General features: G+C 28.2%; 11 protein-coding genes. 1 reads left to right on the forward strand and 10 read right to left on the reverse strand.

What is annotated here, in order from left to right:
* Positions 1-16: 16 nt before the first annotated feature.
* The 10 genes from htpG to J418_RS0100280 form a co-directional block, all read right to left on the reverse strand.
* Positions 17-1891 carry a molecular chaperone HtpG gene (htpG, locus tag J418_RS0100235; protein ID WP_017894525.1) on the reverse strand — a complete coding sequence of 625 codons (1875 nt, stop codon included), beginning with the start codon at positions 1889-1891 and terminating at the stop codon, positions 17-19.
* A 184-nt stretch (positions 1892-2075) separates the two neighbouring features.
* Entirely contained in the window at positions 2076-3236 is a 1161-nt protein-coding gene (locus tag J418_RS0100240) for a methyl-accepting chemotaxis protein (RefSeq protein ID WP_017894526.1), read from the reverse strand.
* Between the two features lie 93 nt (positions 3237-3329).
* Positions 3330-4310 (reverse strand): D-isomer specific 2-hydroxyacid dehydrogenase family protein, encoded by a 981-nt coding sequence (locus J418_RS0100245; RefSeq protein ID WP_017752224.1) that lies wholly within the window; start codon positions 4308-4310, stop codon positions 3330-3332.
* A 149-nt stretch (positions 4311-4459) separates the two neighbouring features.
* The gene (locus J418_RS0100250; RefSeq protein WP_017894527.1) at positions 4460-4693 is read right to left on the reverse strand and encodes a TIGR04540 family protein; all 234 of its coding nucleotides are present in this window, start codon (positions 4691-4693) and stop codon (positions 4460-4462) included.
* Between the two features lie 75 nt (positions 4694-4768).
* Positions 4769-6514 carry an ABC transporter ATP-binding protein gene (locus J418_RS0100255; RefSeq protein WP_017894528.1) on the reverse strand — a complete coding sequence of 582 codons (1746 nt, stop codon included), beginning with the start codon at positions 6512-6514 and terminating at the stop codon, positions 4769-4771.
* On the reverse strand, positions 6501-8249 hold the full coding sequence (locus tag J418_RS0100260; RefSeq protein ID WP_017894529.1) for an ABC transporter ATP-binding protein: 1749 nt from the start codon (positions 8247-8249) through the stop codon (positions 6501-6503). Before J418_RS0100260 ends, J418_RS0100255 begins: the two co-directional genes overlap by 14 nt.
* 186 nt (positions 8250-8435) lie before the next feature.
* Complete coding sequence (locus J418_RS0100265) at positions 8436-9368, reverse strand: sensor domain-containing diguanylate cyclase (protein WP_017752220.1); 933 nt, start codon at positions 9366-9368, stop codon at positions 8436-8438.
* On the reverse strand, positions 9361-9996 hold the full coding sequence (locus J418_RS0100270; RefSeq protein ID WP_017894530.1) for a chemotaxis protein CheC: 636 nt from the start codon (positions 9994-9996) through the stop codon (positions 9361-9363). Before J418_RS0100270 ends, J418_RS0100265 begins: the two co-directional genes overlap by 8 nt.
* 1 nt (position 9997) lies before the next feature.
* Positions 9998-10372, reverse strand: a complete 375-nt coding sequence (locus tag J418_RS0100275) for a response regulator (RefSeq protein ID WP_017894531.1) — start codon at positions 10370-10372, stop codon at positions 9998-10000.
* A 259-nt stretch (positions 10373-10631) separates the two neighbouring features.
* Positions 10632-11582 (reverse strand): LysR family transcriptional regulator, encoded by a 951-nt coding sequence (locus J418_RS0100280; protein WP_017752217.1) that lies wholly within the window; start codon positions 11580-11582, stop codon positions 10632-10634.
* Between the two features lie 157 nt (positions 11583-11739).
* Between J418_RS0100280 and J418_RS0100285 the strand changes: the two genes are divergently transcribed.
* A complete protein-coding gene (locus tag J418_RS0100285) occupies positions 11740-12468 on the forward strand; it encodes a YoaK family protein (protein WP_017894532.1) in 729 nt (242 codons plus the stop codon).
* Positions 12469-12472 lie beyond the last annotated feature (4 nt).

Consider the following 12472-nt stretch of genomic DNA (forward strand, 5'->3'; position numbering starts at 1 on the left):
GATTTATTTCATTTTATTATTTAATTAGACAACATACATCATTGGCAAATTGCACTGGATCATCTACAGGAAGGCCCTCAATAAGCAGTGCCTGATTATAAAGCACATTTGAATACATCTTAAGTTTATCCTTATCCTCCTGAAATGCTTTCTTTATGGCCTTAAACATTTCATGATTAGTATTTATTTCCAAAATCTTATCAGCTTTAACCTTTTGATTATTTGGCATCATATTAAGTACCTTTTCCATTTCAATAGACATATCTCCATCATTTGCAAGGCAAACTGGATGTGTCTTTAATCTGTTTGATGCCCTAACTTCTTTAACCTTATCCTTAAGTACTTCCTTCATAAAGTCAAAAAGATCTTTGTTTTCTTCAGTTTCCTTTTTACTTTCTTTTTCATCAGACTCAAATCCCAAATCTTTACTTGAAACTGATTTAAATTCTTTGTCTTTATATTTCATGAGCATCTTAATAGCAAATTCATCAACTTCATCCGTAAAATACAATATTTCAAATCCCTTGTCTTTAACCAATTCAGTTTGAGGTAATTTTTCAACCTTTTCTACAGTTTCACCCGCTGCATAATATATAAATTTTTGATCATCTTTCATGCGGGATACATATTCATCAAGACTTACAAGCTTCTTCTCAGTAGAAGAATAAAACATCAATAAATCCTGAAGTACTTCCTTATTGGCTCCAAAATCTGAATAAACCCCATATTTAAGCTGTCTTCCAAAGTTTTTATAGAACTCTTCATATTTTTCACGGTCCTTTTTAAGCATCAAAAGAAGTTCACTTTTAATTTTGTCTTTTATTCTCTTAGCAATAAATTTAAGTTGTCTATCATGTTGTAAAAGTTCCCTCGATATATTAAGAGAAAGATCTGCAGAATCAACCAATCCTTGAACAAAGCTAAAATAATCAGGCAATAAATCTGCACATTTATCCATTATTAAAACTCCGTTTGAATAGAGTTCCAGGCCCTTTTCAAATTCTTTTGTATAAAAATCATAAGGAGCCTTGGCTGGGATAAATAATAGTGTAGTATAACTTACTATTCCTTCAGCCTTGGAATGAATAACCTTTAATGGTTTTTCATATCCAAAATGCTTATCCATATAAAATTGATTATAATCTTCCTCTTTTAATTCATTTTTATTTTTTCTCCAAATTGGTACCATGCTATTTAAGGTTTCATCTTCAAAATAGTCCTCATGTTCTTTTTCATTATCCTTTTTAGGTCTGCTCTTCTTTACCATCATCTTTATTGGGTACTTTATAAAATCAGAATACTTCTTAACTAAATCCCTAATTTTATATTCCTCAAGAAAATCATCATATTTTTCATCTTCAGTATTTTCTTTAATTTTTAACACAATTTCAGTGCCTACTGAATCTTTTTGACAAGGTTCAATATTATAACCTTCTACACCTTTTGATTCCCATTTATAAGCCTCATCTGAATCTATTGATTTAGTTTTTACAGTAACTAAATCAGATACCATGAAAGCAGAATAAAATCCCACTCCAAATTGTCCTATTATATCTACTCCATCTTTTATTTCATTTTCGTTTTTAAAAGAAAGGGAGCCACTTTTTGCAATAGTGCCAAGATTATTTTCAAGTTCCTCCTTTGTCATTCCTATACCTGTATCAGTAATCGTAAGTGTTCTTTTTTCCTTGTCCGCAGTAATTCTAATATAAAAATCTTCTTTATTAAAGCTTACATTTTCATCAACAAGTGACTTATAATAGCTTTTATCTATTGCATCACTTGCATTTGATATAAGTTCTCTTAAAAATATTTCCTTGTTTGTATAAATTGAATTAATCATCAAGTCAAGCAATCTTCTTGACTCTGCTTTAAATTGTTTTGTAGACATCGTACCATTTCCCTTCTCTATAAATAAATATTTTATATTTTTTATGTAAAAACCTCAATAAAACTACATCTCTATAGTATTGATGTAGTTTATTTGAGAATTATTGTTTCTATTAGCACTCATAATAACTGAGTGCTAATTTTATTTTAACAATTATTTATTGTTTGTCAATATGTCTCTAATATTATTTACTAACTTTTTCAATAATCTGAAGGATTTGTGAACCAGCTTCATCCAATTCATTCATCTTGTTTTTAACTGTATTCAAATTTTCAATTAGTTTGGTATTTTTTTCAGATATACCCTGCATATTATTAGCCCCATCTGTAAAATTTTGTGCCATTTCATTTATGACTTTTACTATTCCGCCAATAAATGAATTTAATTCCTGAGATGAAGCACTGAAGTTATTCATAAATTCATTTATTCTATTGGAATCTTTGGAATATCTTGAGGATGCCTCATCAAATTTGTCATAATCCTGTGAGACTTCAGTTGATATATAACTTAATGCACTTTTAGAACCTTCTACCAGTCTATTTACAGAATCCACTACTGAATCAACTATTACTTTTATATTTCCTGCAGTTTCACCGGACTGTTTTGCAAGTTCCTTTACTTCATCTGCTACTACCGAGAATCCCTTGCCTGCTTCTCCTGCTCTTGCAGCCTCTATAGATGCATTTAAAGCCAAAAGATTAGTCTGTTCTGTAATATCGATTATTGCCTGTGTAAGCTTGGTTATTTCATTTACAGATTTACTCTCTTCTATAGCACTTTCTATATCCTTCTTTATATTTGAATACATAGTATTTGATCTGTCACGTGCTTTTTGCGTTGTAATTTGAAGTTCTTTACCCCTTTTAGAAGATTCCTGTGAGAATTTTGAACCTTCTTTTGCCTTGTCGGATATGTCATTTACTGCATTTCCCATTTCTCCTGAAGATGCAGCTATTTCTTCTGCAGATGCCGAGTTTTCTTCCATGCTTGCTGATATATTCTCTATTTCTCCTGCAGTTTCACCCAATTCATTTTCTAATTTTTCAACAAAATTTACCACATTATGTATGTTTTCATTTATACTATTTGCCAGAGAATTTAAATTTTCTATAAATTCTTGTAAATTGGTGTTGGAATTTTCATTCGAGTTTTTTTGAATATTTTCTGTTGATAAGATTTTTTTGGAGAATAGAACGGCTCCTATTATGCTGGAAATAACCCCAATTAAAAGCATTACCAAAATTGTTATTACTGAAACTTGATTAAATGTCAATATTGAAAAAATTATTATAGGAATCATAACAATTAAAAAAATAAGCAATACTGACTTCTTGGTGAAATTCATTCTAAGTCCACTCCTTTTTAAATATATTATGTGTTAATTAAATTATCGTATCTTATATGAAATCTTTATCCTTTTATCGATAAATACTTTAATTTAACAAACTTCCCATGGATTTTCTTTTTTCTCAACAAATAAAATACAACTTAAAATAGAATTTTCAACCATATCACTTACAGCCTGATCAGTATAAAAAGCCGTATGAGGTGTAACAATAACATTAGGATATGACTTAAGTATTGCCAAATCCCTATTATCAAGTACCTGACATTTTAGATCATTATAATATATATTTGATTCATTTTCTATAACATCCAAAGCTACCCCACCAATTTTTTTCTTTTCTATACCATCAATTAAATCATCGGTATTTATTAAAGATCCTCTGGCTGTATTAATAATAAATACTCCTTCTTTCATCAATGTTATAGAATTCTTATCTATTATATGATAATTATCCTTTGTAGCTGGCACATGCATTGTTATAATATTGCTTTTTTGAAATAGTTCTTTTAGATTAACATACTCAACATATTGATTTAATTTTTTATCTTTATATATATCATAGGCCAACATTTTACAATCAAATCCACTTAAATGCTTTATTACAGTTTTTCCAATTCTCCCCGTTCCAATAATCCCCACAGTTAAGTTTTGTAATTCTTTTCCTTGAACTCCCTTTAAAGAATAATCTTGTACATTGCTTCGTTCCATAATAGTTTTGATTTTCCTTGATATCATAAGTATCATCATTATGGTATAATCAGCTACGCTATTTGGTGAATATGTTACATTTCCAACATGAATACCAAACTCCCTAGCACTTTTAATATCTATATGATCATATCCAATTGTTCTTGTAGATATAAACCTTACACCAACTTCATAAAATTTTTTAATTAAATTTCTATCAACTGGCGTTGTAATAATACTTATACAATTAAATCCACTTGCTAGATTCGCATTTTCCAAAGTTGGTCCTTCTTTACACAATTCAATTTCAACATTATATTTTTTACTAAACTTATCCAAATACTTAGCTTCATCCATTCTATAACTATATACTAAAATTTTCATTGTTAATAAACTCCCCCTTATGTTTTCATATTATTCCATATGAAGACTATAAATGTAATTTTATATCATTAAATATTATAATTCAACCAATTGCTAAAATAGCACTTAATTCATCTTTATAATAGGAATTAAGTGCTTGAATATACAAACTATTTCATTTTCTTATATATATTATCTATAACATCTACTCTTTCCCTGCCTATTGCATTAGCTAGCCTAGTCGGCATAAATCCATTTTTATAAACTCTGTCCTCATTGGCACTTATTATAGTCTTAACTGATTCTTCTAATTTATCTTGATCTATCAAGTCATCAAAATATGACTCAACTAAATCTCTTAATCTGCTTGCCAATTCATTTGGATTTTTATAAACTTGTCTCATTTTTATTATACTCCTCATAATTTAATATTAATTTTATATGACTATGAATTATTATATTTTATTTGCTCAAATATTTCAATAACTCTCTCTACTTTCAAACTGACTTTTATAAAGTTTGGCATAAAATCCACCTTTGTTTAACAATTCTTCATGATTTCCTCGTTCAACTATTTCACCATTATTCATTACCAATATAATATCTGCATTACGTATAGTAGATAGTCTGTGTGCTATTACAAAACTTGTTTTTCCATTCATCATTACCTGAAAAGCACTTTGAATTTTTGCCTCTGTTCTCGTATCAATATTACTAGTTGCTTCATCTAATATGAGCATAGGTGGATTTATTAACATAACCCTTGCTATGGTCAATAACTGCTTTTGTCCTTCTGAAAGATTTGACCCTGCTTCTGTTATAACAGTATCATAGCCCTCTGGAAGTCTTTTTATAAAATTATGAACATATGCTTCTTTTGCAGCTTTTTCAATTTCACATTGTGAAGCTTCCTGTTTTCCATAACTTATATTTTCCCTTATTGTACCTTCAAACAGCCATGTATCCTGCAGAACCATCCCAAATAATCTTCTAAGATTATTTCTTTTAATTTCATATATATTGGTTCCATCTATCATTATATTTCCTGCATTTATATCATAAAATCTCATAAGAAGATTAACTATTGTAGTTTTCCCTGCACCTGTAGGTCCAACAATTGCAATAGTATTTCCTTTTTTTATGTCTGCACTAAAATTATTTATTAGCGGTACTTCTTTTACATATGAAAAAAATACATTTTGAAAATCTATATTTCCATTACATTTGATAATTTCTTTAGTGTTTTTTGAATCATCTACTTCCTGAACTTCATCAATAATTGAAAATACCCTTTCACAAGATGCAAGAGCAGCTTGAAGTTGTGTAGCAACACTGGTTATATTATTTATGGGCTGAGAAAATTGAGTTGAATATGTTAGAAAACTTGATATTGTTCCTACACTAAGGCCATTTAGAACTGAAAGAAGTCCTCCAACTACTCCAACCAATACATATGTTATATTATTTACAAATCTAGTTGATGGATTTGTAAGTGATGAATAAAATTGTGCCTGTTGACCACATTTATAAAGTCTGGTATTGATTTCATTGAACTTTTTCTGTGAATTTTCTTCATAACCGAAAACTTTTACTATTTTTTGATTGCCTATAATCTCCTCAATATATCCATTTAATTCACCTACTGTCTTTTGCTGTTCTTTAAACATCTTGTTTGATCTTTTAGTAATAAAAGAAGCTATAACAAAACAGAGTGGTGTCATGCATAAAATGACCAAACTTATCTTTATACTCAATGCAAACATCAATACTATAGAACATATTACAGTTACAATTCCAGGATAAAATTGTGTAATTCCCTGAAATAGTCCATCTGAAATGGCATCAATATCATTTGTCAGCCTGCTCATTATATCTCCATGTGCATTAGAATCAAAATACTTTAAAGGAAGCTTTTCAATTTTATCAAATGCTTCATTTCGTATATCTCTTACAGTTCTAAAGGATATTATATTAGCTAAAATCGTAAATATCCACATGAAAAAAGAACTTACTCCATAAACTACTGCCAATATAATTATTATTTTAAATAAATCAGGGAAATCCACTCTGCCCTGTCCTATAATTCTATCTATTGCCTTTCCAACAATAAATGGGATAAATGCTGTTAATATGTTGCTGACAAGTGCACATACAAGAGATATAACCAGATATATTTTATAATTGCCAATATATTTAAATAATCTAAATAAACTATTCTTTTTCATCTATACTAATCTCCTTTGAAACCTGTGAATTATATATCTCCCTATATACACTGCAATTTTCCAGCAATTGTTCATGGGTTCCCATGCCTGAAATATTTCCATCATCAAGAACTATTATTTTATCTGCAGATCTTATAGTACTTATTCTCTGACTAACCATAATAACTGTCATTCCCCTAGTATTATTTCTAAGATCTTTTCTAAGTGCTGCATCCGTTGTATAATCAAGTGCACTTAAACTATCGTCCATAATTAATATTTCAGGATTACGTACTACGGCTCTTGCTATAGTAAGCCTTTGTTTTTGACCTCCAGAGAAATTAATTCCTCCTTGAGATATACCTGTTTCATATTTTAATGGAAGTTTTTCAATAAATTCTGCTGCCTTTGAAATTTCCGCTGCTTTTTCAATCTCAGATAAACTTGCATTATCTTTTCCCCATTTTATATTTTCCATAACTGTTCCAGAAAATAAAACAGCCTTTTGAGGTACCAATCCTATTTTATATCCAAGTTTGTCCTTAGAATACTCTCTTACATCAATACCATCTACTAAAATTCTTCCTCTAACAACATCATAAAGTCTGGAAATAAGATTTACAAGCGTTGTTTTTCCAGATCCAGTGCCTCCAATTATTCCAATAGTTTGACCTGATTCTATACAAAATGATATATCTTTAAGTGAATATTTTTTTGCATTTTTATATGCAAAAAATACATGTTCAAATTTTATAGATCCAATATCTCTAATCACTTCTTTATTATCTGAAAAATTATTATTGTATTCTATGCTTGGATTTATATCAAATACTTTATTCACACGTGATGCACTCGCAGCTGCTTTTGTAAATATAACAATAAGGTTTGCTACAATTATAAGTGCTGACAACACTAATGTAGCGTAGTTTATATATGCTATGATTTTTCCTTTAGTAACTACACCACCGTTTACTCTTATACCTCCAAACCACAGTATGAACAAAACTGAAAAATTCATTATTAAACTTGTGATTGGGTTCATAAGTGCCGATATTTTTCCAACTCTTATTGAAGTATTAGTTTGATCTTCATTCGATTTTTTAAATCTGGCTTTTTCGTATTCCATTTTTGAAAAAGCCCTTACTACTCTTACTCCTGATAAATTTTCTCTCAGTACAAGTGCAAGTTTATCCAATTTTTTTTGCACTATCTTATAGAAAGGAAGTGATCTGCTCATTATCATATAAACTGCAAATGCAAATACGGGTATGGATAAATACATTATAACTGAGAGTTTTGGATCTAGAAAAGTAGCCATTATAATTCCACCTATACATAAAAAAGGAACTCGTATAGCCAGACGAATAAACATGGCAAGTGCAAGCTGTAGCTGATTTACATCATTAGTAACACGATTGATAAGTGAAGATGTACCATACTCATCAATTTCATCATAGGATAGAGTGCCTATCTTTTTAAATAATTCTTTTCTCAATATAGTCCCGAATCCTTGAGATGCTATGGATGCAAAATATTGGCATGTGAATGAACATATAATTCCAATTGCAGCCATTAGAAACATTATAATCCCTATTTTAAGTATATAAGAAGTACTCCCACTCTTTATACCCTTATCAACAATTAGAACCATAATAGTTGGTATTAGTATTTCAAATATTGCCTCCAGTAATTTAAATATAGGTCCTAAAATAACTTGCTTCCTATAAGGTTTGATAAATTTAAGTAATTTTAGCAAATCGTTACCTCCAATAACTATATAATATGTGCAATTCTCTGTAAGTCATACACATTATATCAAACATATTTCCATATTTAAAATACATAATATATATTAGTCATATATAATTCTTATATAGAAAAAATCAAGTAACAATCCAATTTGTTACTTGATTATAATACATACTTATTTAATATTTTACCTCTATTTACAAAAGCAATTACAATTTCCTCCACTTTTTTTAGCCCTATACATAGCCTTGTCCGCTTTTACTATCAAACTATCAATATCAACTCCATCTTTAGGATAACAACTTATACCAATACTCAACGATATAGGTATTTCATTTCCATTACAAATTATAAAATTATTCTTGATCCTAAGAATTCTACAGGCTATAGTTTCGCAATCAGATAAATTCTTTATATTAGGTAGTAATATTAAAAATTCATCACCACCATATCTTGTAACCGCATCCTCTTTCCTCGTAGCTTTTTTAAGTATGTTAGCTACTTTTGTCAACACTCTGTCACCTATTTCATGTCCATAAGTATCGTTTATCTTTTTAAATTTATCAATATCTGTAAACATTAATCCCAACATAGTATTATTTCTCTTAGCAACACTTAAAAATTTTTCTGAAAACTCATAGAACAATGTCCTATTTGCGGCTCCTGTCAACTTGTCATAATAAGCCAGATTTTTAATAACTTCTTCCTTTTCTTTTAATTTCTTATTTAACTCACATAACTTGGTTACATATTTTTTTAATCTATCAACCTGTATAAATTGACTGGTAACATCTAAAAATTCCAGAACCAATACTTTAGAATTATTATAATCAAACCTGCTTATTTTTAGATTTAAATTTTCCCTATCATTAACTAACTTTCCATGCATTGATGATGAAAAAAACATTTTAAGCCCATTATCCATTACATTGGATATACTGCTTTTTAAATATTTTCTAGTCAAATTAGGTAATATTTCATATATATTGTTATCAATTGCATTTTCTGCATTGATACCTGTTAAATACTCCATGTATTTGTTCCATATACAAATATTTAATCTCTGGTCAATCAATACTAATCCTTCATTAATATTATTTAATATATCGGATATAATTTTATCCATATAACTCATCCTCTATACTATCTATTTTTTTCATCAATTCTTTTAAAGATTGAAGGGTTAAATCAATTATCACCGCACCTTCAATCTCTATTTCATCTATTACAAATGTTATATAAAGTATAAGCACATTCTTATACTGCTTATATTTAATATCTCTTCTAAAATCTATTGTATTAAATACTTTAACTTCAGGCAAAGTATAGTCCAATTTAATATCTAAATGGTTTCCAACTTCCCCAATAATGGAATTTAAAATTATATTGCCAATTTCTTTAATAATATCAAAATCTACATTTGTAAAATCTTCACCATAAATATTATTATCTTCATATTGACCATAACATATGTCCACAAACTTTTTCATTTTTTTTGCAGGAAAAATCAAATTTGCCTTTCCTGTAAGCTTTTTTTCAAAAGCTATAGATGATATCATTAAAGTTCCATTAATTATCATTGGAAAATAATCTTCCAATCTTAAATTTTTATTTTCTAAATTCAATATTTCTACATTCGGTACATCTAAAAATATTCTCTTATTGGTTATTTCTGAAAGCATACTAGCTGCTTTTCCCACACTTATATTAAATAGTTCCTTCAATATATCATATCTCAATATTCTTTTCTTCATTTTAATCATTCCTCATCATATTACATAATTTCTCAGCCTTCTTTTGATTAAATGGTTTATTGATAAATGCCATTATACCATAGGATTCTATTTCCTCTCTTACATTTTTTTGAACATCTGCAGAAATAACAGCTATTTTTGCATCCTTATTATCTTCCTTTATTAATTTTATTAATTCTTTGCCATTTAAATTAGGCATCAATAAATCTAAAATTGTATAATCAGGATTGATATCTTTGTATTTTTCAAATCCTTCTTGTCCATCACAGGCAAAGAACATTTCAATATCATCCACATTTCCTATGAATTTTTTTATTAAATTAGAAACTATCTTTCGAGAAAAAATTGAATCATCCACTATCAAAATTTTTAACATTATGCTTCCTATCCTTTCAATAAATTAAGAATAAATAAAACCAGCAATTGTAAATGTGACTACTAATTACTGGTAGGTATCACTATTAGATTAACTTTCTAAAATTTCAAAAAATTAGAAAAAATCTTATTGTCCCTACTTAAGTATATTATATAACAAAGCTTTAAATTTACATATAAAAATGTTAATACTAACTTGAACTAAAGTCAATATATTACTATAGATGAATATATTTATAATAACCCTTATACATATCTATTTAAATATAAATTTTATTATATACTCTGTCATTATTTACTTTTAATTTACAATTTAATTGTACAATTCTCTTTACCATATTAATAAATTCACAAGTTGCTTTTGTAATATATTCTCCTTGTCTATAGGCTATTACAATTGTAGAATTAATATTATCTATTAAAAAATAATTATTATATTTATCTGTATTCAATAACCATATGACATTTTCCGGTATAAAAGCAAATCCCATTCCTTCAGCAGCTATTCTATGAGCAGTATCGACATTAGTAAGTTCAAGAAGAATATTTGGCTTAAAATGCGACTGTTGAAATATATTATCTGCAATAAGTCTCATTCTCTGACCTTGTTTCAACAAAATAAATTTTTCATTTTTTAAACTATTAATATATAATTTTTGATCTCTTTTATAGTTTTTATGAGAACATATAGGGTGATTTCTAGGAGCTACAAGGAATATTCTTTCATTGCATACTGGCTTATATAAAATCTTTTCATTTTTTATTGGAAGATTTAATATGGCAATATCTATTTTGCCATCCAATAGCATTTGCTCTAATTTTAAGGTTACATCTTCTTGAATTGATAATTTTATCTCTGGAAATTTATTATTAAATTCTGGTAATACCAATGGTAATATATATCTTCCTATCTGGATTGGAATCCCGATTATAATCCGTCCTTTTTTAGAACCAGCTATATCACTCAGTTCTTTTCTTAATTGGCTATTTAGATTGAGAATACTCTTTGCAGTTTTTAAGTACTTCTCCCCTGCAAAAGTCAATTTAATAGAGCTTGTAGTTCTATCAAATAATTTCACTCCTAAATTATTTTCCAATCTGATAATATACTGACTTAAAGAAGGTTGAGAAATGTACAATTTTTTTGCCGCTTTTGAAATACTTTTTTCCTCTGATATTGCTATTACATATTCTAATTGATGAAAATTCATATAAATTTCCTACTTTCTTATAAAAAATCAATTCATTATAGTTTTATACTATAAATTATATAATATTAATAGTATTATACATATACTAAAATCAAAAGTATAATATACAAGTATACAATATTTTAATATTATATTTTATTAAAAGGGGCCATTTATCTTGACAGTTAAAGAAATACCTGTAGTTCATAAAAAGAAAATAAGTTTACACTACCCTATTATTACCTCTGAATCATTAATTCTTGGAATACTTCTTACAACAGTGGGCGGATTTCTGGATGCCTATACTTTTGTAGGAAGAGGTGGTGTTTTTTCCAACGCCCAGACAGGAAATCTTGTATTGGTTGGAATATCCCTTTTCAAAAGAAATTGGAACGAATTTTTACACGCATTAATGCCAATTTTAGGTTTTATAATTGGTGTAATGACCTATGAAATTATAAAAAAAAGGGCTTCTATTGCTTTCATAAAAAATTCTTTGTATATGATATTAATTATTGAGATAATACTATTTTTAATTATAGGATTTATTCCTAGAACTGTATCAAATATTTTTGTGAATGTTACTATTTCATTTGCAGCCTCGCTGCAATTTTGTTCATTTAGGAAATTGGTTGGTGCACCTTTTGCCACTACTATGTGTACCGGTAATTTACGTTCAGCTTCACATGAAGTCTATATTGCAATTACACAAAAAGACCATGAATCCAGTTTAAAGGCCATTAGATATTTTGCTGTTATTTTCTCATTTTTATTTGGAGCTTTTTGGGGTGGCTTTTTTACCATCAATATTGGAGATCATTCAATATGGGTAGTTTGTATAGTATTGTTGTTTTGTTTAATTTCACTAATTATAAGCAATCAAATTATGAACAATCAAAATGACTAGGAGA

The organism is Clostridium tyrobutyricum DSM 2637 = ATCC 25755 = JCM 11008 (assembly GCF_000359585.1).
GTDB classification, from domain to species: Bacteria; Bacillota; Clostridia; order Clostridiales; family Clostridiaceae; genus Clostridium_B; species Clostridium_B tyrobutyricum.

What these genes read in the sequence shown, in the direction of transcription:
- J418_RS0100250 (WP_017894527.1), bottom strand. Translation starts at nt 4,693, where the DNA reads ATGAGACAAGTTTATAAAAATCCAAATGAATTGGCAAGCAGATTAAGA.
- J418_RS0100275 (WP_017894531.1), bottom strand. Translation starts at nt 10,372, where the DNA reads ATGTTAAAAATTTTGATAGTGGATGATTCAATTTTTTCTCGAAAGATA.
- J418_RS0100240 (WP_017894526.1), bottom strand. Translation starts at nt 3,236, where the DNA reads ATGAATTTCACCAAGAAGTCAGTATTGCTTATTTTTTTAATTGTTATG.
- J418_RS0100255 (WP_017894528.1), bottom strand. Translation starts at nt 6,514, where the DNA reads ATGAAAAAGAATAGTTTATTTAGATTATTTAAATATATTGGCAATTAT.
- htpG (WP_017894525.1), bottom strand. Translation starts at nt 1,891, where the DNA reads ATGTCTACAAAACAATTTAAAGCAGAGTCAAGAAGATTGCTTGACTTG.
- J418_RS0100280 (WP_017752217.1), bottom strand. Translation starts at nt 11,582, where the DNA reads ATGAATTTTCATCAATTAGAATATGTAATAGCAATATCAGAGGAAAAA.
- J418_RS0100265 (WP_017752220.1), bottom strand. Translation starts at nt 9,368, where the DNA reads ATGGATAAAATTATATCCGATATATTAAATAATATTAATGAAGGATTA.
- J418_RS0100245 (WP_017752224.1), bottom strand. Translation starts at nt 4,310, where the DNA reads ATGAAAATTTTAGTATATAGTTATAGAATGGATGAAGCTAAGTATTTG.
- J418_RS0100270 (WP_017894530.1), bottom strand. Translation starts at nt 9,996, where the DNA reads ATGAAGAAAAGAATATTGAGATATGATATATTGAAGGAACTATTTAAT.